At 54.2% G+C, this 14378-nt stretch carries 10 protein-coding genes; 6 read left to right on the top strand and 4 right to left on the bottom strand.

Annotation, left to right across the window (positions count from 1 at the left end; genetic code table 11):
• Positions 1 to 65: 65 nt before the first annotated feature.
• Complete coding sequence (gene gyrB, locus ASD8599_RS00050; RefSeq protein WP_108826641.1) at positions 66 to 2483, top strand: DNA topoisomerase (ATP-hydrolyzing) subunit B; 2418 nt, start codon at positions 66 to 68, stop codon at positions 2481 to 2483.
• 64 nt (positions 2484 to 2547) lie between these two features.
• Here the strand turns inward: gyrB and ASD8599_RS00045 are convergent, their stop codons facing one another.
• From ASD8599_RS00045 to polA, 3 genes are read right to left on the bottom strand one after another with little or no spacing between them, the layout of a single operon-like run.
• Entirely contained in the window at positions 2548 to 3390 is an 843-nt protein-coding gene (locus tag ASD8599_RS00045; RefSeq protein ID WP_108826640.1) for a DMT family transporter, read from the bottom strand.
• Entirely contained in the window at positions 3390 to 3554 is a 165-nt protein-coding gene (locus ASD8599_RS00040) for a cytochrome oxidase subunit III (protein ID WP_108826639.1), read from the bottom strand. Before ASD8599_RS00040 ends, ASD8599_RS00045 begins: the two co-directional genes overlap by 1 nt.
• A complete protein-coding gene (gene polA, locus ASD8599_RS00035; protein ID WP_108826638.1) occupies positions 3554 to 6355 on the bottom strand; it encodes a DNA polymerase I in 2802 nt (933 codons plus the stop codon). The genes ASD8599_RS00040 and polA overlap by 1 nt, the downstream gene beginning before the upstream one ends.
• Before the next feature lie 30 nt (positions 6356 to 6385).
• Between polA and ASD8599_RS00030 the strand changes: the two genes are divergently transcribed.
• Complete coding sequence (locus tag ASD8599_RS00030; RefSeq protein WP_108826637.1) at positions 6386 to 6856, top strand: hypothetical protein; 471 nt, start codon at positions 6386 to 6388, stop codon at positions 6854 to 6856.
• Between the two features lie 42 nt (positions 6857 to 6898).
• Here the strand turns inward: ASD8599_RS00030 and ASD8599_RS00025 are convergent, their stop codons facing one another.
• The gene (locus tag ASD8599_RS00025; RefSeq protein ID WP_108826636.1) at positions 6899 to 7078 is read right to left on the bottom strand and encodes a zinc-finger domain-containing protein; all 180 of its coding nucleotides are present in this window, start codon (positions 7076 to 7078) and stop codon (positions 6899 to 6901) included.
• 246 nt (positions 7079 to 7324) lie between these two features.
• Here ASD8599_RS00025 and ASD8599_RS00020 point away from each other — a divergent pair, with 246 nt between their 5' ends.
• The 4 genes from ASD8599_RS00020 to ASD8599_RS00005 form a co-directional block, all read left to right on the top strand.
• Positions 7325 to 10231: an error-prone DNA polymerase gene (locus ASD8599_RS00020; protein ID WP_108826635.1), complete on the top strand. Its 2907-nt coding sequence runs from the start codon at positions 7325 to 7327 to the stop codon at positions 10229 to 10231.
• Positions 10232 to 10425: 194 nt separating this feature from the next.
• Entirely contained in the window at positions 10426 to 11940 is a 1515-nt protein-coding gene (gpmI, locus tag ASD8599_RS00015; RefSeq protein ID WP_108829923.1) for a 2,3-bisphosphoglycerate-independent phosphoglycerate mutase, read from the top strand.
• A complete protein-coding gene (locus ASD8599_RS00010; RefSeq protein ID WP_108826634.1) occupies positions 11937 to 13073 on the top strand; it encodes a murein hydrolase activator EnvC family protein in 1137 nt (378 codons plus the stop codon). The genes gpmI and ASD8599_RS00010 overlap by 4 nt, the downstream gene beginning before the upstream one ends.
• A gap of 3 nt (positions 13074 to 13076) precedes the next feature.
• Positions 13077 to 14378 (top strand): S41 family peptidase (locus ASD8599_RS00005; RefSeq protein ID WP_108826633.1); only part of this gene is annotated, 1302 nt, incomplete at its 3' end.

Raw genomic sequence — 14378 nt, 5'->3', positions numbered from 1 at the left:
GTCAAAGCCGTGACATACCCCCGAAAACGGCGTATAAAACAGGGAAATAACAAAGGTGTTCAGGCATGTCTGAAAACGAGCAAAGCTCCGAAGAATATGGTGCCGATTCCATTAAAGTTCTCAAGGGGTTAGAGGCTGTTAGGAAGCGTCCTGGTATGTACATCGGCGACACCGATGACGGGTCCGGTTTGCACCATATGGTCTATGAGGTCGTGGACAATGGCATCGACGAAGCTTTGGCGGGTCACGCGGATATTGTAACCGTCACCATCAATGCGGATTCGAGCGTGTCTGTCAGTGATAACGGGCGGGGAATTCCGGTCGGTATTCACGAAGAAGAAGGCGTGTCTGCCGCCGAGGTTATCATGACCCAGTTGCACGCTGGCGGTAAGTTCGACAGCAATTCCTACAAAGTGTCCGGCGGTTTGCACGGTGTGGGTGTGTCCGTTGTGAATGCCTTGTCCGTTGAATTGGATCTGCGCATCTGGCGTGACGGTAAAGAGCACGTGGCGCGTTTTGCCCATGGCGACACGGTTGAGCATTTGAACGTCGTCGGTGAATGTGGTGACCGAACCGGCACGGAAGTGCGCTTTTTGGCGTCCACCGAAACGTTTTCGAACCTCGAATTCTCGTTTGAAACACTTGAAAAGCGTCTGCGGGAATTGGCTTTCCTGAATTCTGGCGTGCGGATTTTGTTGCGCGATGAGCGCCCTGTGGAACCCCTTGAATCAGAGCTGTTCTACGAAGGCGGTGTGAAGGAATTTGTGAAGTATCTCGACCGCTCCAAAGCGTCTGTGATGCCGGAACCGATCTTTATCACAGGCGAACGCGACGAGATTGGTGTTGAAGTCGCGATGTGGTGGAATGACAGCTACCACGAAAACGTCCTGCCCTTTACCAACAACATTCCGCAGCGCGATGGCGGTACCCATATGGCAGGCTTTCGCGGGGCGCTGACGCGGACCATCAATAACTACGCTCAGGCCACTGGGATTGCGAAAAAAGAAAAGGTCAGCTTCACAGGCGACGATGCGCGCGAAGGTTTAACCTGTGTGTTGTCGGTGAAAGTGCCGGATCCCAAGTTCTCTTCCCAGACCAAGGACAAGCTGGTCAGCTCCGAAGTGCGGCCTGCGGTTGAGGGGCTTGTGAACGAAAAACTGGCCGAATGGTTCGAGGAAAATCCAAACGAGGCCAAGATCATTGTCGGCAAAATCATCGAGGCCGCATTGGCCCGCGAGGCTGCGCGCAAAGCCCGTGATCTGACACGGCGCAAGAACCCGATGGACATGAATTTTCTGTCTTCTAAGCTGAAGGACTGTTCTGACAAAGACCCTGTGAACACTGAAATCTTCTTGGTCGAGGGTGATAGTGCCGGTGGTTCTGCCCAAACGGGCCGTGACCGGAAAACACAGGCGATTTTGCCGCTTAAAGGTAAGATTTTGAACGTTGAACGGGCACGTTTTGACCGGATGCTGGGATCACAAGAGATCGGCAATATGGTGATGGCGCTTGGCACTGGTATAGGCCGGGACGAGTTTAACATCGACAAATTGCGCTACCATAAGATCGTTATCATGACCGATGCTGACGTGGATGGCGCGCATATTCGCACGCTTTTGCTGACGTTCTTCTATCGCCAAATGCCTGAATTGATCGAGCGCGGGCATCTCTATATCGCGCAGCCGCCTTTGTACAAAGTGGCACGTGGGAGGTCCGAAGTGTACTTGAAAGATCAGGCCGAAATGGATGATTATCTGGTACAGCAAGGCATTGACGGTGCCGTTCTGCGTCAAGGCAACGGTGATGAGATCATGGGCCAAGATTTGGTTCGTGTTGTCGAGGAAGCGCGCCAGATGCGGCGCATTTTGCAAGCCTTTCCAACACATTATCCGCGTCATATCCTTGAGCAGGCTGCAATCGCAGGGGCTTTCGTTCCCGGGGTTGTAGATGCAGATTTGCAGGGCACTGCAGATAAGGTTGCGGCGCGTTTGAACCTGATTGCCCTTGAATATGAAAAAGGCTGGCAAGGCCGGATCACGCAAGACAAAGGCATGCGATTGGCGCGTATCTTGCGTGGTGTTGAAGAAGTCCGCACGCTTGATGGTCCGATGTTAAGGTCGGGCGAAGCGCGCAAAACCGGCAGCTTTACGCAAAGCCTTCAAGAAGTTTACGACCAACCCGCACAGCTGTTGCGCAAAGAGCGGTCGCAACCGATTTACGGTCCAATGGATCTTCTGAACGCGATTTTGGAAGAGGGCGAAAAAGGCCTGTCTTTGCAGCGCTATAAAGGTTTGGGTGAAATGAACCCGGATCAGCTTTGGGAAACCACTTTGGATCCCGATGCCCGTACGCTTTTGCAGGTTCAAGTCGAAGACATGGCCGAAGCGGATGACTTGTTCACCAAGTTGATGGGTGATGTTGTTGAACCACGCCGTGAATTTATTCAGCAGAACGCATTAAGTGTGGAAAATCTGGACTTTTAATCAGGGGTCCGGTGGGGGCCAGCCCCCACACCCCCGGGATATTTTTAGCGAAAAGAAGATCGGGCTAGATGGCGAGGTAGCCGATGCCTGTGAATGTCAGGGCAACGCCGATCCATTGTCCGCCTGTCATGCGTTCTTTCAAAAAAGTCCAAGCCAAGATGATGGTGAGCGCGCCAAATGTTGATGCAGCCACAGCTGCAAATTCGGGCCGGTCCAATGTACCTGCAGACATAATCATCGACAATGCAATGGCGTCGAGAACACCCATTACCCCAAGCAGCGGCCAGTTGCGTCGTGCAGGGATTTTTGGGCCAGTCTGACGCAGTAAAATCATAGTTAGCAGCACAACGGCGATCAGCCGCGAGACAAGAGTGACTGGCAATTCGTCCCCCACAAGAGTTGCCGCTTGCCCCGTGGCGAAGGTTGCGAAAAAACCGAATGCTGCCACCAGACTCCAGATGATGGCTTTGAGTTGAGAACCGTTGCTTTCATCTTCATCGCTGAGCACGCTCACCAGGCCAACCCCCCCAACGACAAGCGCAATAGCGGCCCACTGGTCGCCTGCAATGGCTTGACCGTTCCAGGCAGCCCAACCCACTGATAGCACGGGGAAAGACCCGATGATTGGCGCTACCAGCCGCACCGGCCCGATCCCGAATGCGTTGTAAAGTCCCACGCTGGCCACGGTAAAAAACACTCCGCTGACTGCGCTCAGGCCGTAAGCCGTGCGCGTCATAGTATCCCAGTGGCCAAGCCAAAGTGTCAGTGGAAGCATGGCGACGGTACCTGATAACACGACCGCCACAAGCGCTGGATAAATCGCGCCTGACTGGCTGACAAACCGGACACATATGTCATGCACGGCCCAGCAAAGGGCTGCAATCATTCCCAGCCCAAGCGCCAGCATCAATCGTCCTTTCGGAAAAACGGTATCATGAAGACCAAACACGCAACGAGAAAGAAAACCGACCCGAACATTGCCCAGAAATGGCCAACGCTGGCGATGATGAACCCGATTGCCGACAGAACGAACAGAATCCAACCGATAAAGTTGATTTGGTTGTTGGTCATCAATGTGCCTCTGCCCAGTTGTTGCCTTGCCCCGCATCGACCGTCAGTTTCACGTCAAGCTTAACAATTGGTTCGTTGGCGTTTTCCATCACGTCTTTCGCGGCCCCGATTAGATCGTCAACAGCGCTGTCTTCGACTTCGAACAGCAGTTCATCGTGAACCTGTAGCAGCATTTGCGCTGGTATGTTTTTAATGGCCGAAGGCATGCGGATCATGGCGCGGCGGATCACGTCGGCGGCAGTCCCTTGGATGGGGGCATTTATGGCCGCGCGTGATGCAAACCCCGCCTGCGGACCTTTTGCTCCGATATTTGGTGTGTGGATTTTCCGCCCGAACAGCGTTTGGACGTAACCATGTTCTTTGGCGAAGGTCTTTGTGTCATCCATGTAAGTCCGGATGCCGGGGAACCGTTCGAAATAGCGGTCGATAAAGCCTTGCGCCTCTGATCGCGGAATACGCAAGTTGCGTGCCAGACCAAAGCCGGAGATGCCGTAGATCACCCCAAAGTTGATGGCTTTGGCTTGGCGACGGATGTCTGGTGTCATCTCATCCAAAGGGACATCGAACATCTCGGATGCAGTCATCGCATGAATGTCATGACCATCCGCAAAGGCTTGTTTCAAAGCGGGAATATTCGCGATATGCGCCAAAATCCGCAGCTCAATCTGTGAATAATCCAATGCAACCAGTGTTTTACCTTGTTCTGCCACAAAGGCTTCGCGGATGCGTCGCCCTTCTTCGGACCGGATCGGAATGTTTTGCAAATTGGGATCGTTGGACGACAAACGCCCTGTAGATGCGCCTGTGATTGAATACGACGTATGAACGCGGCCCGTTTCAGCGTTAATATGGGTCTGCAGGGCATCCGTGTACGTCGATTTCAGTTTTGACAAAGACCGCCAGTCCAAAACGCGTCGCGGCAATTCGTGTTCTGTGGCGAGATCTTCAAGCACATCTGCGCCGGTTGAATATTTGCCGGTCTTGCCTTTTTTGCCGCCCTCCAGGCCCATTTCGTCAAACAGTATTTCGCCCAACTGGGCAGGGGACCCTACATTGAATTTACGACCGACGATCTCGTAAATCTCGTCTTCCAGACCTGCCATTTTCTGTGAAAACGCATTGGACATGCGTGACAGGGTATCGCGGTCAACTTTGATCCCAGAGCGTTCCATTCCCGTCAACACAGGCACCAAAGGCCGTTCCATGGTCTCGTAAACACGGGTGACTTGGGACTGGTGCAGCAACGGTTTGAACACCTGCCACAAACGCAATGTGATGTCGGCGTCTTCCGCGGCGTATGGCACGGCTTCAGCCACGGGCACCGCATCAAATGTGCGTGCCGACTTTCCGGACCCAAGCAAAGGTTTGATGGGGATCGGTGTGTGTCCAAGATAGCGTTCTGACAACGTATCCATTCCGTGCCCATGCAGACCTGCGTGCATGGCGTATGACATCAGCATGGTGTCGTCTATCGGGGCCACATCAATGTTCAGGCGCGCCAATATCTTGGCGTCATATTTCATGTTCTGGCCGATTTTCAAAATCGACGGATCTTCCAACATGGGCTTCAACATCTTCAAGCATTGATCGAACGGCATTTGCCCGTCAGCCAACGTATCGTCTGAAAACAGATCATCCCCGCCAGCGGCTTTGTGACTTAGAGGGATGTAGCACGCATGACCGGCTTCAACGCATAAGGATACGCCAACCAAATCAGCGGTCATATCATTTAAGCCTGTTGTTTCGGTGTCCACAGCGACGTACCCGCGTGTGTAAATCAGGTCGATCCATGTTTGCAGTGCGGCGGCATCGCTGACGTGTTCGTATGTCGCTTGATCAAATGGAACAGCTTCAAGGGCAGGCACGTCCGACGCGGGGGCCTTGTCTTCGATCACGGGTTCTTCAACATTCAATTGCGCGGCGATGCGCTTTGTCAGGGTTCGAAATTCCATTTCCGCAAGGAAAGGCATCAGCACTTCTGGATCGGGATCAAGGACTTCGAGGTCTTCCAAGCGGAAGGGCAAGTCCATCGCATCATCCAGCTTGACCAGATCGCGCGACAGACGGATTTGGTCGGCGTGATTGATCAGGGTTTCACGGCGTTTTGGCTGTTTGATTTCGCCTGCGCGTTCCAGAAGCGCGTCCAGATCGCCATATTCGTTGATAAGCAATGCCGCGGTCTTGATGCCGATGCCGGGGGCGCCGGGCACGTTGTCGACGCTGTCCCCTGCAAGGGCCTGCACATCCACAACGCGTTCCGGATAGACGCCGAACTTTTCAAACACGCCTTCGCGGTCGATGTGTTTGTTTTTCATAGCATCATGCATCACCACGCCATCGCCGACCAATTGCATCAGGTCTTTGTCGGACGAAATGATTGTGCATTTGCCGCCTGCCTTGCGGGCCTGCACGGCGAGGGTTGCGATGATATCGTCGGCTTCAAACCCTTCGATTTCTTCGCACGCGATGTTGAAGGCTTTGGTCGCTTCGCGTGTCAGGGGCATTTGCGGGCGCAGGTCTTCGGGCATCGCTTCGCGGTTGGCTTTGTATTGGTCATACATATCGTTGCGGAAGGTGTGGCTGCCTTTGTCGAAAATCACGGCGACATGTGTCGGTGCATCGGGGCCTGTGTTTCCTTCAACGTAGCGGTGCAACATGTTGCAAAACCCTGCAACAGCCCCAATCGGCAGACCATCGGATTTGCGTGTCAGCGGCGGTAACGCATGGTAGGCGCGGAAGATAAAGGCAGAGCCATCAATCAGATGCAGATGGCATCCGGTGCCGAATTGTGTTTCGCTCATATCCATCCCGCCCGTTTGTTAGAGAGTATTATGCCTGTATCCCGCATCCTGATCATCGCTGCAATCACCGCTTTGCCCTTTGCCACATCTGCAACGGCACAAACGACGGATTGTCGGTTTGATGAAGGGTTTTGCGTCCCCTTTGTGGGCTGCTCTGAAACGACAGGCGCCTATTACGTTGGCCGCAGTTATGGCCAACGCAGCGGCCCTGTTGCGGCGATTTCAAACACTGGCCGGGTATGTCAGGGGCGGTGGTGGCGCAACGCGCTTGGGATAGGCCGCGCCAGATTTACCTGTGATGACGGTGCCAAGGGCGAAGCGCGTTACACCTATTTCGATTCCCGATCCGGCACAGCCACGGGCAAAGGATGGACAAACCGCAATGAAAAGCTGCGGTTTTGGGCAGGCCATCAGGTGTTGTCGTATGTTTTGGCCAATGAAGGCGAAACAAAGGACCTTACGGCCTGTGTTCAGGATGCATTAAAAGCAGCGCGTCCCTAGGTTTTTCGCCAGGGCCGATCGCTGTCAAAAACGCTAAAGCCCTCAGACTTTGCCTTCAAAATCCGAATGAATGTATTTGCAGTCGCAGTACGGGCATTCAACCCAACCTTGCGTTTCTGGAATTTGCAACCAGACGCGCGGATGGCCTAATGCGCCTTCACCGCCATCGCAAGCAATGCGCATCTTGTCGACAATCTTGGTCTCAGGGGCGTGCAGGGTCATTGGTGCATCCTTGGCTGAACTGGTCCGTTTTGCTCGTTATGTGGCAAGCTGACTGTTGTTTGCAAGTGTTATGGCGTTTCTTGGCTTGCACTGGTGCGGATGGGTGGAAGGAAAACGGGGCTCTGCCCCCGGCATTACATGCCTCCCCCGGGATATTTTCAGCGAAAGGAAGACATGAGCTATGCCGTTGACGGCCAATTTAAATGAGAACAAAATAAGAACAAATGGAATCAATTAAGTGATCGTATGTTTTCAGAACTGTCAATTACATCCAATTTCACCTTCCTGACCGGGGCGTCTCATCCTGAAGAATACATGGATCGTGCCGCGGTTCTGGGTATGGAAGGCATTGCCATTGCCGATGACAATTCGGTTGCTGGTATCGTGCGCGCCCATACGCAGGCACGTGTCATTCGACGTAAGGTGCAGGAACGTCTGGATTGGGATGCGGTTTATGGTTTGATTGGCCCCCCACGCCCCCCACACCTGCCTGCTGCGCCGCTTGCGTTTATTTACAATGCCCCCCGTTTGATCCCGGCGGCGCGTCTGTTGTTCACCGATGGACCTGCGGTGACGGTTTTGCCCCAAACCCGAAACGGGTGGCGTAACCTGTGCCGCATCATTTCCAAAGGGCGTCTTGCGGCAAAGAAAGGGTCGTGCACCCTGACCCTGTCTGATCTTGAGGCGTTCCCTGAAGATTTGCAGTTGCTGATCTGGCCCCATGCACATCACTGGCACACCGGCGCGGGTGATTGGGTCGAGGCTGTGCACCGGCTGACGCGCCGCTTTGCAGGGAAAATACATCTGTTGTTGCGTCCCCACTATGACGGTCAAGATATGGGGCGCATGCAGCGTCTTAACGATCAAGCTGCAAAGTTGGGCATTCCCACGATTGCGAGTGCCGCCCCTATCATGCACAACGGCAACCGACGAAAACTGGCGGATGTTTTGACCGCTGTTCGGACCGGAACCCGCGTTGACAATCTGGGTCGTGCGGCCCTTTTGAATGCAGAAAACCGCCTGCGCAGCGCCACGGAACTGGCCAAGCATTTCCCCCATGACCCCGAAGCCTTGGTGCGCACGCAAGCCCTTGCAAGAACGCTTACTTTTTCATTGGATGCGCTGCGTTATGAATACCCGTCGGAGGTCACGCAGGCTGAAACGCCCGCTGATCGTCTACGCCGCCTTGCCTACGAAGGTTTGAATTGGCGCTATCCGTCAGGGGCATCTGACAAAGTGAAAGGGCTGCTTGAACATGAGTTGACGCTGATCTCAAAACTTAAATATGAACCATATTTTCTGACCGTCCGCGATATCGTCGCTTTTGCACGCTCACGTGACATTTTGTGCCAGGGGCGCGGCTCGGCGGCCAATTCCGTGGTATGTTATTGCCTTGGTATCACATCTGTTTCCCCTGAAATCGGCACAATGGTGTTTGAGCGCTTCGTTTCAGAGGCCCGCGACGAGCCCCCCGACATTGATGTGGATTTTGAACATGAACGGCGCGAGGAGGTGATTCAGCATATTTACAAACGCTACGGCCGACATCGGGCCGGGCTATGTGCAACGGTGATCCACTACAGGGGCAAGCGTGCAATCCGTGAAGTGGGACGGGCCATGGGGCTTAGCGAAGATACAATTTCCGCGATGTCTTCGCAGCTTTGGGGCTTTTTCTCAACGAAGGGAATCGAAGCAGAACGCATGGCCGAAATCGGGCTGGACGCCAATGATCGCCGTTTGAAGCAAACGCTGGAACTGGTGGAAGAAGTGCAAGGCTTTCCGCGGCACCTTAGCCAACATGTGGGTGGGTTCATCGTGACCGAGGGGCGTCTGGATGAACTTGTGCCGGTGGAAAACGCCACCATGGAAGACCGGACAGTCATCTGCTGGGACAAAGATGACATTGATACGCTGGGCATTCTGAAGGTGGATGTTTTAAGTTTGGGCATGCTGACGTGCATCCGCAAAGCGTTTGATTTGATGAATATGCACCACAGGCTCAGTTACACATTGGCCACATTGCCGCCTGAAGATCCGCAAACCTACGATATGCTGTGTCGTGCAGACAGTGTTGGTGTGTTTCAGGTGGAAAGTCGGGCGCAAATGAACTTTTTGCCCCGCATGAAGCCGCGTTGTTTTTATGATCTGGTGATTGAAGTGGCGATCATACGGCCAGGACCTATTCAGGGCGATATGGTACATCCTTTCATTCGGCGTAGAAACGGGGAAGAGCAGATCAGCTTTCCATCAGATGCGCTGGGCGACGTGTTGGGTAAAACGCTGGGCGTGCCACTGTTTCAGGAACAGGCGATGCAGATTGCCATCGTGGGGGCGGGGTTCACACCCGATCAAGCGGACAGGTTGCGGCGGTCTCTGGCCACATTCAAAAAACACGGAAACGTCAGTGAATTCCGGACGTTGTTTTTGCGGGGAATGCTGAAAAACGGGTATGAAGCAGATTTTGCGGAACGTTGCTTTTCACAGATTGAGGGGTTTGGCAGCTACGGGTTTCCCGAAAGCCACGCAGCCAGCTTTGCGTTGCTGGTCTATGCAAGTGCCTGGATCAAATGTCACCACCCGGGCATATTTGCTTGTGCGCTTTTGAACAGCCAGCCCATGGGGTTTTATGCGCCGGCCCAGATCGTGCGAGATGCGCGAGAGCACGGAGTGCAGGTGCGGCCGGTGTGCATCAATGCCAGCTTCTGGGACAACGTGATGGAGCCTGACGAGGCAGGCGGATTGGCGTTGCGTCTGGGATTTCGACAGATCAAAGGGCTGTCTGAGGAAGACGCCACTTGGATGACTGCCGCCCGCGGCAACGGGTATACGACTGTGCGTGACGTGTGGCGAAAAGCAGGGCTACACCCCTTAATGATTGCCAAGTTGGCAGAGGCAGACGCCTTTGCCAGTCTCGACATTAAACGCCGCGAGGCCTTGTGGGAAGCCAAGGCGTTGGCGCCGGGTCCGACCCTGCCATTGTTCGATGGTGATATCGACGGTGAGGCGATTTTTGAACCAAGCGCACATTTGCCCGATATGACATTGGGCGAGGACGTCGTTGAAGATTATGTTGCTATGCGTTTGACCCTTAAAGCCCATCCTGTGGCGCTGCTGCGCGAAATACTAACCCCTGAAATTCATGAAAATCATTAGATTCAGGATCAAATTTCCTTACCCTCTGGGGGGGGATTTTTCAGAAAAGACAAAGAAGGAATACAAGATCATTGCTGCCTTTTTCCTATAAATATCCTGCAGAGACTGCAGGCCGTGGCAAAGCCCCCGAAACGCCCTTCACCCCAAGTAAAACAGCCGTTAAAACAATGCAAAATCAGACCAGAGGACTGCCGATGAACATTCCAAAGCCTGTCGTTCTTTGTATTCTCGATGGATGGGGTTTGTCCGACACCCCAGAAGGCAACGCCCCCGCGCAAGCCAAAACGCCAGTTATGGATCACATAATGGCAACATGTCCTAATGCGACCCTGGTTACACATGGGCCGGACGTGGGTTTGCCAAGTGGCCAAATGGGAAATTCGGAAGTGGGTCACACCAACATCGGAGCTGGCCGTGTCGTTGCGATGGATTTGGGTCAGATTGATCTGGCCATCGAAGATGGTAGCTTTTTCAGCAACGTGGCCATTTTGGACTTTGCACGCAAACTTCAATCCAGTGCGGGCACAGCGCATCTTATCGGCCTCACCTCGAAAGGCGGGGTTCATGCGCATCAAAACCATATGTTGGCTGCCGCAAAGCTACTAACCGACAACAGCGTGCCCGTTGCAGTCCACGTCATTACAGATGGCCGCGATGTCGCCCCGACCCAAGCGTTTCACGACATTCTAGAAGTTGAAAAATCTTTGCCAAAAGGGGCCTATATCGCCACGGTTTCAGGCCGTTACTTTGCACTGGACCGTGACAACCGCTGGGCGCGTGTGGAAAAAGCATGGCGCACGATGGTTCTGGCGGATGGAGACATTTTGCAAGACGCACAAGACGGCGTTGCCACATGCTATGATCTTGATCAGACCGATGAATTTATCGAACCGTTTGTCGTTGAAGGTTACACAGGTATGAAAGATGGCGATGGGGTCTTTTTCCTGAACTTTCGCGCCGACCGCGCCCGTGAAATCCTGTCAGCTATTGGTGATCCCGCCTTTGATGCTTTTGACGTGACAAGCCGCCCAAAGTTATCAGCATTGCTTGGAATGGTGGATTATTCAGAGGCGCATGATGCCTTCATGACAACGGCATTCCCAAAACAGGACATCGCAAACACGCTCGGGGCGTGGGTGGCAGAGCACGGCAAGACGCAATTTCGTTTGGCGGAAACGGAAAAATACCCCCATGTGACGTTCTTTTTGAATGGGGGTGCCGAGGCGCCTGCCAAGGGCGAAGATCGCCACATGCCCAAATCCCCCAATGTGGCGACGTATGACAAGCAGCCTGAAATGTCTGCGCCAGATGTAACTGACCGGTTTGTGCAAGCCATCGAAGAAAAGTACGATCTGATTGTCACAAACTACGCGAACCCCGATATGGTGGGACACACAGGGGATCTGCAGGCAGCTATCAAAGCGTGTGAAGCCGTGGATGAAGGGCTGGGACGCGTCATGAAAGCGCTGACAGCAGTGGGCGGAGCGATGATCATTTGTGCCGACCATGGCAATTGTGAAACGATGATTGATCCCGATACAGGTGGTCCGCACACAGCGCATACCCTAAATCCGGTGCCAGTGGCAGTGGTGGGTATGGGCGATGTGACGCTGACGTCGGGCAAGTTGGGTGACCTTGCGCCCACATTGCTGCATATGATGGGCATGAAGATACCGTCTGAAATGACCGGGAATTGCCTGATCTCATGAAATTTGCTGCCATATTGTGTGTGATGTTGGGTTTGCCTGTGCATGGGTTTGCGCAAGCGGATGCAGGGGCTCAGGCCCGCGAAGCAGCCGTCATGCTGAGTGCGGCAGCGACCCAGTTGGACAAAGCGGACAAAGCCCGCGACCGTGTCAAAGCCTTGACGCAAACGATCCGCGCCTATGAATTAGGTTTGGGTGCGATGCGATCGGGGCTGCGACAAGCCACAGTGCGCGAAGACCAGCTTTCACGCCAGTTGAGATCCCGAGATGGTGAAGTGGCGCAATTGCTGGGCGTGTTGCAATCCATGGGCGGAAACACAGAACCCACGGTATTTTTCCACCCTCAAGGGCCAACGGGCACAGCGCGTGCAGGTATGCTGCTTGCTGAATTGACGCCAACGTTGAACGCACGCGCGGCTCAGTTGCGTACAGATTTGGAAGATGTGCAGGCATTGCGGATGCTTCAACAGGATGCAGCGGATCAGCTACAATTGGGGTTGTCCGAGGTTCAAAAGGCGCGTGTACGTTTGAACCGTGCAATGGCGGAGCGTACGGATTTGCCGACACGTTTCACCGCCGATCCGGTGCGCACCGCAATCCTGATTTCGACCACAGAAACCTTGGATGCGTTTGCCGGTGGGTTGTCGCAGATCACGGAAGGGGAAGAGCCACTGACGCTGCCTCCGCTTGATGACCGGATTGGCGGGTTGCCCCTGCCCGTGCAGGGCATTGTTTTGCGGGGGGCAAATGAACCAGATGCCGCGGGCATTATCCGTCCAGGGATTATCGTGGCGACACGGCCCGGGGCGCTAGTGACAGCGCCCACTGCAGCGACATTGCGATATGTGGGGCCGTTGCTGGACTTTGGAAACGTAGTGATCCTGGAGCCGCGCACCGACACGCTTTTTGTAGTGGCCGGGCTTGCCACGGTGTACGGCGCGGCGGGGCAGGTGATTGGCGAAGGTACGCCTTTGGGACTTATGGGCGGCATCTCTGCCACGCAAACTGACACATCCGCGTCAACAGATGGTGATGGGGCTGGCAATGCGGCGTCAGAAACGCTCTATATAGAAGTAAGACAAGATAACATTCCACAGGATCCCAAAAACTGGTTCCGCACCGATAAGGATGGATAAATCGTGAAGAAGTTTGTGATGGCCGCGCTGGGCGGCACTTTGGCCGGGGTTGTGGCAACGACCCAAGTGGCGGGCCCATTGTTGGCACAAGAAAGCGAAAGCAAAGCAAATGTATACGAGCAGCTGGATCTGTTTGGGGACATTTTTGAACGCATCCGCGCCCAATATGTGGAAGAGGTCGATTCAGAAGAGCTGATTGAAGCTGCCATCGATGGCATGCTGAAATCGCTTGATCCGCATTCCAGCTATTTGTCGCCTAAAGATGCGGCTGCCATGCGCGTACAGACGCGGGGCGAATTCGGCGGCCTTGGCATCGAAGTGACACAAGAAGAGGGCTTTGTAAAAGTCGTCTCGCCGATGGATGGAACCCCTGCGGATGAAGCTGGCATGGAAGCGGGTGATTTCATCACACATGTCGATGGCGAATCCCTTTTGGGACTGACGCTGGATGAAGCGGTTGGCAAAATGCGTGGGCCAAAGGGTTCCGAAATCATCATCACTGTGGTGCGTGAGGGCGAAACAGAACCTTTCGATGTGTCCATTATTCGCGACACCATCGAATTGCAGCCTGTGCGTGCGCGGACCCAAGGCGATACCGTTGTTTTGCGGGTCACAACATTCAACGACAAAACGACACCGCAGTTGGAGCTGAAATTGGCCAAAGAGGTCGAAGCGCTGGGCGGCATGGACAATGTGAACGGCTTCGTTATCGATTTGCGCAACAATCCGGGCGGTTTGCTGACGCAGGCGATCCGTGTGTCGGATTCCTTCCTGGATGAAGGCGAAATCGTATCGACACGGGGCCGCGTTGCTGAAGAAGGTGACCGATTTAACGCCACTTTGGGTGATCTTGCCGAAGGCAAACCGATCGTTGTCTTGATCAATGGCGGTTCTGCGTCAGCCTCGGAAATTGTAGCTGGTGCGTTGCAAGACCACCGACGCGCTATCGTTGTGGGGACCAAAAGCTTCGGCAAAGGGTCCGTGCAAACAGTAATGCCGCTGCGCAGTGACGGTGCCATGCGTTTGACAACAGCCCGTTACTATACCCCGTCGGGACGTTCTATTCAGGCATTGGGCGTATCGCCAGACATCGTGGTTGAACAGCCACGCCGTGATCCGAATGCCACCGAAGAAGAAGAGACAAACCGCAACAGCCGTTCAGAAGCGGACCTGCGCGGCAGCCTGACAGAAGACGAGATCCGCCAGATTGAAGCGGATCGTGAAAAGGCAGAAGCTGCGGCGGCGTTGCGTGAAGACGATTATCAACTGGCCTATGCCATTGATATTCTTAAAGGTCTCAGCGCT

Origin of the sequence: Ascidiaceihabitans donghaensis, assembly GCF_900302465.1 — a bacterium.
Taxonomy (GTDB): Bacteria; Pseudomonadota; Alphaproteobacteria; order Rhodobacterales; family Rhodobacteraceae; genus Ascidiaceihabitans; species Ascidiaceihabitans donghaensis.
Note: the sequence above shows the minus strand (reverse complement) of the source record. Positions and strands in the feature narration are given on the sequence as shown.

Coding starts and splice junctions, on each gene's coding strand:
- polA (WP_108826638.1), bottom strand. CDS start 6,355: ATGAGCGAAACACAATTCGGCACCGGATGCCATCTGCATCTGATTGAT.
- ASD8599_RS00020 (WP_108826635.1), top strand. CDS start 7,325: ATGTTTTCAGAACTGTCAATTACATCCAATTTCACCTTCCTGACCGGG.
- ASD8599_RS00040 (WP_108826639.1), bottom strand. CDS start 3,554: ATGACCAACAACCAAATCAACTTTATCGGTTGGATTCTGTTCGTTCTG.
- ASD8599_RS00010 (WP_108826634.1), top strand. CDS start 11,937: ATGAAATTTGCTGCCATATTGTGTGTGATGTTGGGTTTGCCTGTGCAT.
- ASD8599_RS00030 (WP_108826637.1), top strand. CDS start 6,386: ATGCCTGTATCCCGCATCCTGATCATCGCTGCAATCACCGCTTTGCCC.
- ASD8599_RS00025 (WP_108826636.1), bottom strand. CDS start 7,078: ATGACCCTGCACGCCCCTGAGACCAAGATTGTCGACAAGATGCGCATT.
- gyrB (WP_108826641.1), top strand. CDS start 66: ATGTCTGAAAACGAGCAAAGCTCCGAAGAATATGGTGCCGATTCCATT.
- gpmI (WP_108829923.1), top strand. CDS start 10,426: ATGAACATTCCAAAGCCTGTCGTTCTTTGTATTCTCGATGGATGGGGT.
- ASD8599_RS00045 (WP_108826640.1), bottom strand. CDS start 3,390: ATGCTGGCGCTTGGGCTGGGAATGATTGCAGCCCTTTGCTGGGCCGTG.